The sequence below is a fragment of the Streptomyces sp. P9-A2 genome (assembly GCF_036634175.1).
Taxonomy (GTDB): Bacteria; Actinomycetota; Actinomycetes; order Streptomycetales; family Streptomycetaceae; genus Streptomyces; species Streptomyces pratens.
In genome coordinates this window covers 2,952,794-2,966,579 of sequence record NZ_JAZIFX010000001.1, presented here as the reverse complement: position 1 = coordinate 2,966,579, position 13,786 = coordinate 2,952,794, and the positions used below count along the sequence as shown (strand labels likewise).

Sequence of the window (13,786 nt, the reverse complement as noted above, 5' to 3'; positions counted from 1 at the left end):
CCTCGGTGTCCTCACTGCGCGGCACGTCACATGAGCTGACGGGCGGTTCACGCCTCAGCGGCCACTTACGCCACGGGCAGGCAAGGGGGTGATCTCGCGCCCAGGAGTCCGCATCACGCAAAGACACCCGTTCGAGTGTGCGTTCGCCTGCGGACATCGAGAGAATCCACTATCAGGGAGTGGCTAGTCAATCATTCCCTGTATGTGGGAACATCGGGGCGTGAATACTCTGCAAACTGTGGACAGGGCACTTCGACTGCTTGCACTGGCCCAGCAGGAGCCGGTCGTCACCCTCGCCCGTGCCGCCGACGAACTGGGTGTGGGGACCTCCGTCGCCCACCGGCTCCTGGCCACCCTCGAGGCGAACGGCTTCATGCGTCGCTCACTCGACGGCCCCGGCTACCGTCTCGGCCCGGCCATGACCAGTGCCCGCCCCGCCCACGCCGACACGGACTTCACCCACCTCATCCAGGACGACCTGCTCGAGCTGCAGGCGGCAACCGGCGAGACCGTGGAGTTCGCGGTCCTCGAAGGGCAGGCGGTGCGCTACATCTACGGCATCGCCTCACAGCACCACATGCGCATCGAAGCCCGGGCGGGAACGATCCTCCCCGCGCACACCTCGGCCTGCGGACGAGCCCTCCTCGCCACCCTCACCACCGAGCAGCTCCGCCGGATCTACCCGAACGAACCCCTCCCGCACGCGGCGAAGACCACCACCCCGACCCGCACGGCCCTCGAAGCCGAACTGGAGAACGTCAGGCAGCGCGGCTACGCACGCAACGTCGAGGAGACCCAGCCCGGCATCGCGGCACTCGCGCAGACGCTCCCCACCCCTCAGGGGTACCCGCCCATCGCCATCACCATCTCGGGGCCGCAGGCGCGCCTCTGCTTCACCCGCGAGGACCCCCGCACCCCGTCCGAGACGGCACTCACCCAAGCCCTGCACCAGGCGACACAGAAGATGCAGGCAAAGCTCACCTCGAAGCTCCAGCACTAGCCCGAGCGCCCCTTCATGACGGCCGTCGGGTTCTCTGTGGGGCGGGGCGGGCCAGGGTGGGGTGGGGCGGGGCAGGGCTGCTGCCCCGGCCGGTCGTCGGTCAGGCGCCGTGGCACTCCCCGTACGGGCGGCCCGAGCCGCACCAGCAGGGGGCCGACCGCTGCGGCGGCCAGGGCATGGCCCGGCCGCGGGCCGCCAGGGTGGTCGCGTACTGGGGGAGGAGGTCGGCGTCGTCGGGGGTGGTGCCCTCGGAGGCGGCGAAGGCCTCGTACGAGGGGACGGTGCCGGGGACGATGCCCAGGTTGGGGGTGCCCGAGGAGGCCAGTTCGCGCAGGGCCGTCTCTATCGTGGCCAGGTGCTCCTCGTGCGACGGGTACTCGATGGCGAGGGAGGGGTACGCCTCCAGGAGCTCGGTCAGTTCGTCCGCCGGCCAGTGGAGGACCGCCACCGGGAAGGGGCGGGACAGGGCCATCCGGTACGCGCCCACTTCCGCTCGCAGACGGGAGATCTCCGCCTCCAGCTCCGCCGGGTTCTCCGAGCCCAGTGACCAGACGCGCTTCGGGTCGTGGAGTTCGTCCAGGGTGATCGGCAGGCTGTGGACGGTGTCCGCCAGGGCGTCCCACTCGTCGTGCGCCGCGCCCAGCATCCTGCGCACGCGGTGGCGGCCGAAGAGGAGCGGGTGGGCGGCGGCCGGGGGCTCCGGCACGTCGGTGAGCAGCAGGCGCACCGCCTCCGTGAACATCTCGTGCGCCTGCTCCAGCTCGTCGTGGGCCTCCAGGGACTCCGCGACGACCACCCAGGAGGCCGGATCGCGCGGGGCCGCGGCGCGGATGCCGTCGATGATCGCGCGGGCCTCCGCCTCGTGGCCGTACTCCCAGAGGTTCGAGGCCTTCAGGGCGCGGACCAGGTACGGGCTCTCCAGCTCCCTGTCGGAGGCCAGCAGCCGGTCGTAGAGGGCGGCCGCGGCGGGGCGGTCGCCGGAGAGTTCGAGATGGGCGGCGGCCCGGAGCAGCAGGGCTTCGGCGTCCTCGGGATAGAGACCGGCGGTCCGCTCCAGGCGTGCCGCTTCGGCGGTGTGGTCGACGTTTTCGGCGGGCGTGTCGGGGCGCATGGGGGACACCGTACTGCCGACCGGTGACAGGTGAGGAGACGGTGCCGGTGTGCCGGAGTCGGTGCCCGTGCCCGTCGAGGAGGCCGGCGGGAGGTCGGCGGGGAGGGGGCGTTCGGGCCCTCGTTTCCGTCGCCGGTACCGCTATTCTTGATCATTTTGAAAGGGTTCAATTCCCTGGGTCCGGCTGAATCGGGCCGCTCGCGTCGCTTCCATCGTTTACCCGACGGGTATGACGAAAATCCGCGCACGCTTATTGACGGTGTCTCGCGTTCCCTTTACGTTCGCATGAATCGATTCAGCTTCGATTGCCACGCTCTATGACTCACGCTCTATGACTCACCCTCTACGACTCCCCTCTCTCCGATGGAGCCGCTGTGATCAGTAGAAGGAACATTCTCGCGAGCGCCGCGGCCACGGTGGGCGCCGTGGCCGCAGGAGCGGTGCCGGCCGCGGGAGCGGTGCCGGCGGGGGCCGCGCCCTCCGCCGCGCGCAAGGGAGGGAGCGCCTTACGGGTGACCTCTCCGACCGTCGAGTACGTGCGCCACCCCCTGGGCCTGGACGTGGCCCGACCGCGTCTGAGCTGGCCGTTGACCGCGACCGCACCGGGGCAGCGACAGAGCGCCTACCAGGTGCGCATCGCGTCGAGCGTGGCCCGCCTGACCCGCCCGGACGTGTGGGACAGCGGCAAGGTCGCCTCGGCCGAGTCCGTTCTCGTCTCCTACGACGGACCCCGGCTCGAGCCGCGTACGCGCTACCACTGGTCGGTGCGTGTCTGGGACGCCGGCGGAGCCGTCTCGCCGTGGAGCGAACCGTCCTGGTGGGAGACCGGCCTGATGGACGAGGCCGAGTGGTCCGCGCGGTGGATATCCGCTCCCGCCTCCCTCACCGAACCCCCTTCCCTGGAGGGCAGTTCGTGGATCTGGTTCCCCGAGGGCGAACCGGCGCAGAGCGTTCCGGCGGACACCCGGTGGTTCCGTCTCTCCGTCGACCTCCCGGACGCCGTCACCGCGGCCACGCTGGTGCTCAGCGCGGACGACGCCTACGTCGCCTCCGTCAACGGCACCGAAGTGGCGAGCACCGCCCTGGACTCGGACGAGCGGAGATGGCGCCGCCCGGACGTCATCGACGTCCTCGAGCACCTACGCTCCGGCACGAACATCCTGGCCGTCTCCGCGACCAACCGCACGGTCGGCCCCGCCGGCCTCATCGGCGTACTCGCCCTGACCACGGCCTCCGGCGAGCGCAGGATCGTCACCGACGGCGCGTGGAGGTCCACCGACCGGGAGCCGGCCGACGACTGGCGCGAGCGGGACTTCGACGACACCGGGTGGCAGGCCGCCAAGGTGGCCGCCGCCTGGGGCGCCGGGCCGTGGGGCGAGGTCGTGCCGGTGCTGTTCGCCGCCCACCAGCTCCGCCACGAGTTCAGGCTGCCGCGCAAGAAGGTCGCACGCGCCCGTCTGTACGCCACGGCCCTCGGCGTGTACGAACCCCACCTCAACGGCAAGCGGGTGGGCAACGATCAACTGGCACCGGGCTGGACCGACTACAACAAGCGCGTGCAGTACCAGACCTACGACGTGACCGACGCGCTCCGCCCGGGAGCCAACGCCCTCGGCGTCCACCTCGCCCACGGCTGGTACGCGGGCAACATCTGCTGGTTCGGACCGCACCAGTACGGGGAACACCCGGGGCTGCTGGCACAGTTGGAGGTCGAGTACGCCGACGGGACGAGCGAGCGCATCACCACCGGGCCCGACTGGCGTGCCGCCCAGGGCCCGATCGTCTCCGCCGACCTGCTGGCGGGCGAGACCTACGACGCCCGCAAGGAGACGGCCGGGTGGACCTCACCCGGATTCGACGACGGAGCGTGGCGTCCGGTACGTGACGCCGACGCCGCCGCCCCGCCGCGGATCGTCGCGCAGGTGGACGGCCCCGTACGCGTCGAGAAGGAACTCCGCACCCAGAAGGTCACCGAACCCAAGCCGGGCGTCTTCATCTTCGACCTCGGCCAGAACATGGTCGGCTCGGTACGACTGCGCGTGTCGGGCAAGGCGGGCACCGCGGTGCGGCTGCGGCACGGCGAGGTCCTCAACCCCGACGGCACCCTCTACACCGCCAACCTGCGGTCGGCCGCCGCGACGGACACCTACATCCTGAAGGGGACCGGCAAGGAGGTCTACGAACCGCGCTTCACCTTCCACGGCTTCCGCTACGTCGAGGTGACCGGATTCCCCGGCACACCGCCGGCGTCGGCCGTGACCGGACGGGTCATGCACACCTCCGCACCCTTCACGCTCACCTTCGAGACCGACGTACCGATGATCGACCAGCTGCACCGCAACATCACCTGGGGGCAGCGCGGCAACTTCCTCTCCGTCCCGACGGACACACCGGCCCGTGACGAACGACTGGGATGGACCGGCGACATCAACGTCTTCGCGCCCACGGCCACCTACACGATGGAGTCCGCCCGCTTCCTCACCAAGTGGCTCGTCGACCTCCGCGACGCACAGACGTCCGACGGCGCGTTCACGGACGTGGCCCCGCAGGCCGGCGACATCGGCAAGGGCGTCGCGGGCTGGGGAGACGCGGGGGTCACGGTCCCGTGGGCCCTGTACCAGACGTATGGCGACCGGCAGGTCCTCGAGGATGCCTGGCCGTCCGTCCAGGCCTGGCTGCGTTACCTGGAGCAGAACAGCACCGGCCTGCTGCGTCCGGACGCGGGATACGGCGACTGGCTGAACGTGTCCGACGAGACGCCCAAGGACGTCATCGCCACCGCCTACTTCGCGCACAGCGCCGACCTCGCGGCACTGATCGCGACGGAACTGGGGGAGGATCCCGCACCCTACGCCGACCTCCACGCGCGCGTACGCACAGCGTTCGAGACGGCGTACGTGACGGCCGACGGCAAGGTGAAGGGAGACACCCAGACCGCCTACGTCCTCGCCCTGTCCATGAACCTGGTTCCGGACGCCCTGCGCAAGGCCGCGGCCGACCGCCTCGTCGCCCTGATCGAAGCACGCGACTGGCACCTGTCGACCGGATTCCTCGGCACCCCGCGCCTGCTGCCCGTCCTCACGGACACCGGCCACACCGAGGTCGCCTACCGCCTGCTGCACCAGCGCACCTTCCCGAGCTGGGGTTTCCAGATGGACAAGGGCGCGACCACCATGTGGGAGCGCTGGGACTCCCTCCAGCCGGACGGCGAGTTCCAGTCCCCGGGCATGAACTCCTTCAACCACTACGCCTACGGCTCCGTGGGGGAGTGGATGTACGCCAACATCGCCGGCATCGCCCCGGGCCGGGCGGGCTACCGGCAGATCGTCATCCGCCCGCGCCCGGGCGGCGAGGTCACCTCCGCCCGGGCGACCTTCACCTCCCTCTACGGCCCGGTCTCCACCGCGTGGGAGCAGCGGTCCGGCCGATTCCGGCTGTCGTGCGGCGTGCCGGCGAACACCACCGCCGAGGTGTGGATCCCGACGGACCACCCCAAGCGCGTCACACACACCCACGGAACCTTCGTGCGTGCGGAGAACGGCTTCGCCGTCTTCGAGGTGGGGTCGGGAAACCACCGGTTCACCGTGTGACATGTGACAGCGGCGCGGTCCGCCCTCCCTGTCCGTACGCACGGTCGGGAGCGGGAGGGCGGACGGCGGATGCGGCTCCTGCGGAACTTCGCGGAACTTCGCGGAACCGTACGGAACTGTTGTGCCGGTCCCGGACGTTGAGATGGCGGACAGGAATGGATCGTGCATCGTGCCGGGTCCGACCGGGCGCGAGGCGAAGGGACAGGGGGTGTCGGTGATCCGTACCGCGATACGCGTCGCGACGCCCGTTCGCGGCGACGTGCGCGCCGCCTTCGCCGCGGTCACCGTGCTGCTCCCGCTGCTCCAGGTCGCCCTGCTCATGCTGCCGGCCACCGGCGGGCTGTCCGGACTCTCCGGCACCGTCGCGCTCGCCGCGACCACCGCGGCCGCCGCCACGCTCACCGTGTGCGCCGTCGTCCTCGCGCGCAGCGCGTCCGTCGTGCCGCCCACCCTGGTGCGTACGGCCCTCCGCGACCGCGACCGGCGTACCGCCTTCCTGCCGCAACGCGACCCCGACGCCAGGGGCCGCACCCGGCCCAGAGCTCCCGGACACGCCCTCCCGACGACCGTCGCGTAGGGCACGTAGGGCACCCGTTCTCACCTTCGTCCACCACGCCCCGCGTGGGTCGTCATGCCGTCATCCCTCTTTCCCGTCCCGGTACGCCCGGGGCCTTCGGCACGACGAGACCCTCGGAGGGCTCACCCATGTCCGTCTTCGCCAGCCTGGTCGAGCAATTGGCCGACCTGCTCCAGCCGTTGTTCGGCCTCTCCGCGGCAGCCGCCGCGATCGTCCTGTTCACCGCGTTCGTACGACTCCTCGTCCACCCCCTGTCCCGGGCCGCGGCGCGCGGTCAGAAGGCGAGGGCCCGACTCCAGCCGAAGATCGCCGAGTTGCGGCGCCGGTACGGCCGCAACCCCGAGAAGCTTCAGCGGGCCCTCCTCGACCTGCACACCCGGGAGAAGGTGTCGCCGCTGGCCGGAATCCTGCCCAGCCTCTTCCAATTGCCCGCCTTTTTCCTCTTGTTCTACCTGTTCTCGAACACCACGATCGGCGGGCGGCCCAACGAGCTGCTCGGCCATGAGCTGTTCACCGCTCCGCTGGGCGGCCGTTGGGTCGACGCGCTGGGGGACGGGGGGCCGCTCGGCGGGGCGGGGCTCGTGTACGCAGGGCTGTTCGCGGTCGTCGTGGCGGTCGCCGCCTTCAGTTACCGGCTGACCAAGCGGTCGATGGCGGCGAACGCGGCCTTGACCGGTGCGGGTGCGGGTGCCGGTAGCAGTAGTGGACGTGGTGGTGGCACCGGCAAGGGTGCCGCGGAACCCGTCGCGGTGCCCGGGATGGGGGCCGTGGCCAAGGTGACGCCGTTCCTGTCGTTCTTCACGCTCGTCACCGTGGCCGTGGTCCCGCTCGCCGCCGCGCTGTACGTGGTCACCAGCATGGCGTGGGGTGTGGTGGAGCGGGCCGCGCTCCATCGGTGACGCGCTCGTGGAGGCGTGGGCCCGCGGAGACGGGCCCACGGTGAAGGGCGGCCGGCCGTGGAGGGACGGTTCAGTACGTGAAAGGGCCATGGTGGCGGCTTCTCACGGATACCGACCGCCGCCTTCCTGCGCTGCCGATCCTGCGCTGCCCGGAGACGTGGAGGCTTCATCAGCGGAGTGAAAGGGTGCGTACAACACCTGGAGCAAGCTGGCCAGCAACCTGAGACGGCACATCTGGTAGCCGCGGCGTCTGCCGAAAACCGTTGAGTGCCCCTGGGGGCCACCCGGCCGGGTGGCCCCCAGGGGACCATCTAGTAATAAGGACTGCTGGTGACTGGCACCTTGAAAATCCGTAGTGCCGTGGAGGACGCGACGAGCGACCGGACCTCACGGGTCTACTTCGGCATCGTCGCCGTTCTGGCGATCTGGGCCTCGGCCGGGAACCTCGGCCTGGTGGAGTCCAGTTGGATGGTGCGGTTTCTGGCCGTCATCCTCTGTATGCCCTGGACGTTCGTGGCGTCCGTGATGATCTACCTGAGCCACGTCGAGGAGTGGCTGCTGGGCTACAGCTTCTACCACGCGGCGCCCGCCTGGCTGTTCGAACCGTTGTGGACGGTGTTCTGGCTGTCGGCGGCCTTCGCGAACGCCAGGATCATCGCCGCCCTGTCCCGTTCGGCTTCCCGCCGGCCCGGTGCCTCCCCCTTCCTGGTTCCGATGGGCCTGTTGGCGTTCTTCGGCCTGATCGTGCTGATCTGGCGCGCCTGAACCCGCGAGGTCCCCGTCGGTGAGGAGCCGCGGCTGTTCGGCGGCCGCGGGCCTGGGGTGGGACTAGGGGGGCGTTTGGATCAGGCCGGATCCCGCGAGCCCGGCCTGATCCGGACGAGAGGCCCTAAAGCCGTTCCAGGTACCGTTCCAGCGCCTCCACCACCATCCGGTGGTCCTCGAGCTGGGGGAGGCCGGAGACCGTCACCGCGCCGATCACGCCCGCGCCCTCGACGGTGATCGGGAACGAACCGCCGTGGGCCGCGTAGGTGTCGGGGTCGAGGCGGGAGGACTCCTCGAACGTCGTGCCCTTGGCCCGGTGCCGGGCACCCACCAGGTACGACGCGGCACCGTACCGCTCGACGACCCGGCGCTTGCGGGCGATCCAGGCGTCGTTGTCGGGGGCCGAGCCGGGCAGTGCCGCGTGGAAGAGCTGCTGGCCGGCGCGGTGGATGTCGATGGCGACGGGGGCCTGCCGCTCCCGGGCCATCTCCACCAGCAGGGAACCCAGCGCCCAGGCGTCCTCGTGGGTGAACCGGCGGAACACCAGACGGCGTTCCTGCGCCTCCAGCTCCTCGACGGTGGGGACGGGAGCGGGGGTGGATGCGGGCTGTGTCACAGCGTCACCGTCACCTTCTCGTCGGCGGAGCGGCGGGCCGCCTCCAGCACGTCCAGGGCGGCGGCGGCCTCCTGTGCGGTCACCGGGTTGGGGCCGCCCTCCAGGAGGGCCTTCGCCACGGCCGTGTAGTAGGCGGGGTAGTCGCCGGGCAGGGTCGGCTCGGGGCGTCCGCCGTCGGTCAGCGGGGACTCCCCGGAACCGACGCGGCCCCACAGCTCCTCGGGCTCGGTGCCCCAGTCGGCGCCTGCTCCGGTACCGGGGCGCAGGCCGTCGCGCAGGGCGGCCTCCTGGGGGTCGAGGCCGTGCTTGACGTACCCCGCCTCGGAGCCCAGGACGCGGAAGCGCGGGCCGAGCTGGGCCGTGGTCGCGGAGACGTGGAGGTGGGAGCGGACGCCGTTCGCGTGCGTGAGCGCGATGAAGGTGTCGTCGTCCGTCCGCGCGCCCTCACGGCGGACGACCGCCTCGGCGTACACGGAGGTCACCGGGCCGAAGAGGACGAGCGCCTGGTCGACGACGTGGCTGCCGAGGTCGTAGAGCAGACCGCCGATCTCCGCGGGGTCGCCGGACTCCCGCCAGCCGCCCTTGAGCTCCGGCCGCCAGCGCTCGAAGCGGGACTCGAACCGGTACACGTCACCGAGCGTGCCCTCGGACACCAGCTTGCGCAGGGTGAGGAAGTCGTTGTCCCAGCGGCGGTTCTGGAAGACGGAGAGGAGCAGGCCGCGCTCCTCGGCGAGCGCCGCCAGCTCACGGGCCTCGGCCGCCGTGCCGGCGAGGGGCTTGTCGACGACGACCGGCAGGCCGGCCTTCAGGGCGGCGGTGGCGAGCGGGACGTGCGTCCTGTTCGGCGACGCGATCACGAGCAGGTCCAGCTCGCCGGCACGCTCGAAGAGCTCGTCGGGAGTGGCCGCGACGCGGACGTCCGGGAACTCGGTGCGGGCCTGCCGCTGCCGCTCGGGGTTGGAGGTGACCACCGTGTCGAGGGCGAGGCCCTCGGTCGCGGTGATCAGCGGGGCGTGGAACACGGAGCCCGCGAGGCCGTAGCCGACGAGGCCGACGCGAAGAGGAGTACCAGTCATGCTCCTACTTTCGCAACGCTGTTGCCAAAGTGCAAGCACGGGAGAGAATGGGCGGGTGAACAGGACGAACGGCGGACCGGACGCCGGACCGAACGGCAGGGGCACGACGGGCAGGGACACGACGGGCAGAACCGGGCCTGCGACGGCCGGGGTCAACCTGCTCGGCCTGCGCAGCCACAACACCGCGCTCGTGCTCGACCTGCTGCGGACCGCGGGAGCGGAGGGCATCAGCCGGCTCGAGCTCGCCGAGCGGACCGGGCTCACCCCCCAGGCGGTCAGCAAGATCACCGCCCGGCTACGAGCGGACGGCCTCGCGGCGGACGCGGGACGCCGGGCGTCCACCGGAGGCAAACCCCGGACAGTCCTGCGCCTGGTGCCGGACGCCGGGCACGCGGTGGGCGTGCACCTGGACCGGGACGAACTACGGGCCGTCCTGGTCGACCTCGACGGGACGGTCGTGGGAGAGCGGAACACCCCCCTGGACCTGGGCGCGGGCGCGGAGGCGGTACTGACCCGGGTGGCAGGGGTCATCGAGGAACTGTGGGGCGAACGGGACGGGGAACCGCGGGAGGCACCGGCGGAGCCGGGCGAGCCGGGGGACGAGGCGACCGTGCGCGGACGCCGCCGCCTCTCCCTGCTCGGCGCCGGGATCGCACTGCCCGGACCGCTGGACCACGCCCGAGGCGTCCTGCACCGGGTGACCGGCTTCCCCGAATGGGACGGGTTCCCGCTGAGGGACGCGCTGTCGCGGCGGCTGGGAGTGCCGGTCGTCGTCGACAAGGACACCAACGCGGCGGCGCTGGGCCTGGCCGTGGGCGGCGAGGGCGGCTCCTTCGCCTATCTGCACCTCGGCACGGGACTCGGGGCGGGGCTGGTGATCGGCGGCAGCGTGCACCGGGGGCCGCGGACCGGGGCGGGGGAGTTCGGCCACCAGGTCCTCCAACTGGACGGGCCGCCCTGCGGCTGCGGCGACCGGGGCTGCGTCGAGGCCCTGTGCCTGGGCGCGGTGGCCAGGGGCGACACGGACGAGGCGGCCCGGGTCCTGGGCACCGGCGCGGCGAATCTGGTCGGCCTGCTGGACATCGACCGCGTCCTGCTCGGCGGCCGGATCGTCGAGGCGGCCCCGGAGACGTTCGTACGAGGTGTGCGCGAGGTCCTGGAGGCCCGCGCCCGACGCACCGGGGACACCCCCGTCCCGGTACGGATCGCCTCGGGCGGCGGGCGGAGCGGCGGGGAGGGGGGACGCCAGGGGAGTGGGCAGCGGGTCGCCGAGGGGGCGGCCCAGTCGGTCCTGGCCCCGGTGTTCGGACGGGGCGACGGATAAGAGACAAGAGGGACAAGAAAAGGACAAGAGGGAGGGGACGGGGAGACGGACGGAGCAGCCGGGCGGGACGGCGGGTTACGCCGAGCGGGGGGAATCGTGCCGCCGTGCGGGGGCGATCGGAGGCGCCCCCGTGGTGTCCGCCCGCCGAACGGCAAGGCCGTATGGCATGCGACTCTGCACGCCCGCGTCCCTGTTCCTGGCGGCGGTGGCCGCGATTCTTCCCCCCGCGGCCCCGGCCCACGCGGAAACACCGCCGCCCGCCTGCGCCGCCGCGGACGAGTCCGACTTCCCGCTGACCACCCGTATCCAAGGCGGCCCCGACTCCTACCGGGCCGGGGGCGGCTTCGGCACCTGGCACCTGGCACTCACCAACACCACCGACCGTTCCTGCGGTGGCATCCACCCGGTCGTCGTGCTCTACGACGACAAGCGGGCGCTGCGGGCCTCGCAGACGGTGCTGGAGTTCTACGCGGCGGACCGGGAACCGCCGCACACCGTCCGCTTCGAGACCACCGACGAGGACGAACTCGTCGGTGTCCTCGCCGACGACGACGCCGGCTTCGAGGGGTTCACCGTCGGGGCCGGCCGGACCCTCACCGTGAAGGTACGGCTCGCCCTCACGTCCGACGCCGTGGCCAACGAGGTCGTCGTCACGGCCGCGATCGTCCAGCGGCACGAGGACGACGGCGAAGGCGACGGCGAAGGCGACGGCGACTGGGTCGGACAGTCGGACGAGTACCGGTTCCGCATCGAGACACGTGCCGAAACGGAACCCGAACCGGGAGCCCACGACGCCGACTCCGACGGCACCGGCCTCACCTCTCCCGCCCCCGGTGACAGTCGCTTCCCCCTCGCCCACGAACTCTCCGGCACCGGGTTCGGAGGGTTGGGTGCGGCGCTGGCGGCAACCGCCCTGCTGCTGGCTGCCGGGAGCGTGGTCGTACTGCGGGGACGGCGGCGCCGCTGACGCCGTCTCAGACGAGGTCCACCAAATCCGCGATCGACTCCACGATCCTGGTCGGCCGGTACGGGTACTGGCTGATGTCGTCCTTCGTCGTCAGGCCCGTGAGGACGAGGAAGGTCTCCATTCCGGCTTCGAGCCCGGCCAGCACATCGGTGTCCATCCGGTCACCGATCATGGCGCTGGTCTCTGAGTGCGCTCCGATGACGTTGAGGCCGGTTCGCATCATCAGAGGATTCGGCTTACCGACGAAGTACGGTTTCTTCCCGGTGGCCTTTGTGATCAGCGCGGCCACGGAACCCGTCGCGGGCAGCGCGCCCTGGGGAGACGGTCCGGTGTTGTCCGGGTTGGTGGCGATGAACCGGGCTCCGTCGTCGATCAGACGGATGGCCTTCGTCAGAGCCTCGAACGAGTACGTACGAGTCTCACCCAGGATCACGAAATCGGGGTCGGTATCGGTCATGACGTAGCCCGCGTCGTGCAGGGCCGTCGTCAGGCCGGCCTCGCCGATGACGTAGGCCGTACCGCCGGGGTGCTGGGTGTCCAAGAACGTCGCTGTCGCCAGGGCGGAGGTCCAGATGTTCTCGACCGGCACATCGAGCCCGATCCGGTTCAGGCGTGCGTGCAGGTCTCGGGCCGTGTAGATCGAGTTGTTGGTGAGGACCAGGAACGGCCGCCCCAGGTCGCGCAGCTTCTTGATAAAGGCATCCGCACCGGGGACCGGCACCCCTTCGTGCATCAGGACCCCATCCATGTCGGTGAGCCACGACTCGATGGGTTTGCGCTCTGTCATGGGAGATGGACTCCTGCCGTACGTGGACCATGGGACGACCTCATGCTATGCAGACACTTCTGCGCCGGGGCTGCCCCGGCGGAGATGCGTACCGTCACTTCCACATCATCTCGAGCAAGTCGGTTCGGAAAGCGCCCCGTTGAGTACCACCCTTGCCTGCGGGCTTGATCACCACGGCCTCGATGACCCGTGTCAGCTCCCGCCGCTTCATCTCCACGGTGTACGTCTCCCCTTTCCGTCGAATGTACGTTCTATGACTTCACGATGAGGCCCGAACCTGATATTTCGAGCCCCGATTGCCGTATCGGTTGGCCAAGCTCGTGGATTCCGTCGCACGTCCCGTCGATCACTTTCGGCTCCAAAGGCGGACCTCGGAGCAGTCCCCTCCCATGTCACCCGTACGGAGCAACCACCGCGCCCTGAGGGTGCGGTACCCCGCTCGACGGGGCACGCTCCCGGTGTCTGGAGGTACACGATGGGTTCACTGCGACTCACTCTCTGCACCGGAATCCTGGCCGCCGCCGCGTTCACCCCGGCGGCGTACGCGGCGGACACGGCGGACGACACGGGCGTCTCGGTGACACCGGTGGTCCCCGCGCCCGGTACCGACGTCACCCTCAAGGTGGCGGAGTGTGCCGAGCGGACGGCGCTGGCCGTGTCCTCGGCGTTCGTCTCCGAGGTCCGGCTCACCGTCGCCGACGGCGTACTCGTCGGCGAGAGCCGGGTCCGTTCCACGCTCACCGCGGGCACGTACCCCGTGCTGGTCAACTGCGGCGAGCGGGCCCGCCAGGGCACGATCAAGGTCGCCCCCGCCCGCCACCTGCCCGCCGGGACCGCCGAACCGTCGAAGCCGGAGGCCGCCGAGCCGACCGCCCACGCCTCGCCCGTCGCCCCCGTCGACGCGGGCGGTGGCGGCGGCGCCCCCCTGGCCGTCGGCACCGGCACCGGCACCGGTGTCGACGAGGGCGGGCCGGGTGCCGCGCAGACGGTGACCGGACTCTTCCTCGCGGCCGCCGCCGCGGGAGCCGTCGTACGCAACCGCGTCCGGCGGAGCCGCAGAACGACCGGCTGAGG

General features: G+C 71.2%; 12 protein-coding genes. 8 read left to right on the top strand and 4 right to left on the bottom strand.

Translation table 11 applies throughout. From position 1 onward, the window contains the following. The first annotated feature begins 238 nt into the window (after positions 1 to 238). Positions 239 to 1,000 (top strand): IclR family transcriptional regulator, encoded by a 762-nt coding sequence (locus tag V4Y04_RS13420; protein ID WP_332427973.1) that lies wholly within the window; start codon positions 239 to 241, stop codon positions 998 to 1,000. A 100-nt stretch (positions 1,001 to 1,100) separates the two neighbouring features. Here the strand turns inward: V4Y04_RS13420 and V4Y04_RS13415 are convergent, their stop codons facing one another. Further along, entirely contained in the window at positions 1,101 to 2,111 is a 1,011-nt protein-coding gene (locus V4Y04_RS13415) for an SEC-C domain-containing protein (protein ID WP_332427971.1), read from the bottom strand. A 374-nt stretch (positions 2,112 to 2,485) separates the two neighbouring features. Here V4Y04_RS13415 and V4Y04_RS13410 point away from each other — a divergent pair, with 374 nt between their 5' ends. From V4Y04_RS13410 to V4Y04_RS13395, 4 genes are all read left to right on the top strand, one after another. Continuing rightward, complete coding sequence (locus V4Y04_RS13410) at positions 2,486 to 5,701, top strand: alpha-L-rhamnosidase (RefSeq protein WP_332427969.1); 3,216 nt, start codon at positions 2,486 to 2,488, stop codon at positions 5,699 to 5,701. Between the two features lie 229 nt (positions 5,702 to 5,930). Next, positions 5,931 to 6,278: a DUF6412 domain-containing protein gene (locus V4Y04_RS13405; RefSeq protein ID WP_443080175.1), complete on the top strand. Its 348-nt coding sequence runs from the start codon at positions 5,931 to 5,933 to the stop codon at positions 6,276 to 6,278. A gap of 128 nt (positions 6,279 to 6,406) precedes the next feature. After that, entirely contained in the window at positions 6,407 to 7,177 is a 771-nt protein-coding gene (locus V4Y04_RS13400; RefSeq protein ID WP_332427967.1) for a YidC/Oxa1 family membrane protein insertase, read from the top strand. 330 nt (positions 7,178 to 7,507) lie between these two features. Continuing rightward, entirely contained in the window at positions 7,508 to 7,942 is a 435-nt protein-coding gene (locus tag V4Y04_RS13395; RefSeq protein WP_332427965.1) for an SCO4225 family membrane protein, read from the top strand. Positions 7,943 to 8,066: 124 nt separating this feature from the next. Here the strand turns inward: V4Y04_RS13395 and V4Y04_RS13390 are convergent, their stop codons facing one another. Together V4Y04_RS13390 and V4Y04_RS13385 are read right to left on the bottom strand one after the other, a co-directional pair. After that, positions 8,067 to 8,558, bottom strand: coding sequence for a heme-degrading domain-containing protein (locus tag V4Y04_RS13390; protein ID WP_332427962.1), 492 nt, complete (start codon positions 8,556 to 8,558; stop codon positions 8,067 to 8,069). Next, positions 8,555 to 9,634 carry a Gfo/Idh/MocA family oxidoreductase gene (locus V4Y04_RS13385; protein WP_332427961.1) on the bottom strand — a complete coding sequence of 360 codons (1,080 nt, stop codon included), beginning with the start codon at positions 9,632 to 9,634 and terminating at the stop codon, positions 8,555 to 8,557. The genes V4Y04_RS13390 and V4Y04_RS13385 overlap by 4 nt, the downstream gene beginning before the upstream one ends. Here V4Y04_RS13385 and V4Y04_RS13380 point away from each other — a divergent pair. Then, the gene (locus V4Y04_RS13380; protein ID WP_443080009.1) at positions 9,633 to 10,958 is read left to right on the top strand and encodes an ROK family transcriptional regulator; all 1,326 of its coding nucleotides are present in this window, start codon (positions 9,633 to 9,635) and stop codon (positions 10,956 to 10,958) included. The genes V4Y04_RS13385 and V4Y04_RS13380 overlap by 2 nt on opposite strands. Before the next feature lie 166 nt (positions 10,959 to 11,124). Beyond that, on the top strand, positions 11,125 to 11,925 hold the full coding sequence (locus V4Y04_RS13375) for a hypothetical protein (protein ID WP_332427957.1): 801 nt from the start codon (positions 11,125 to 11,127) through the stop codon (positions 11,923 to 11,925). A 7-nt stretch (positions 11,926 to 11,932) separates the two neighbouring features. On the opposite strand, the gene V4Y04_RS13370 is transcribed toward V4Y04_RS13375, so the two are convergent. Further along, positions 11,933 to 12,712, bottom strand: coding sequence for an HAD-IIA family hydrolase (locus tag V4Y04_RS13370; protein WP_332427955.1), 780 nt, complete (start codon positions 12,710 to 12,712; stop codon positions 11,933 to 11,935). 475 nt (positions 12,713 to 13,187) lie between these two features. On the opposite strand from V4Y04_RS13370, the gene V4Y04_RS13365 reads away from it, so the two are divergent. After that, the gene (locus tag V4Y04_RS13365) at positions 13,188 to 13,784 is read left to right on the top strand and encodes a hypothetical protein (protein WP_332427953.1); all 597 of its coding nucleotides are present in this window, start codon (positions 13,188 to 13,190) and stop codon (positions 13,782 to 13,784) included. Positions 13,785 to 13,786: the final 2 nt, after the last annotated feature.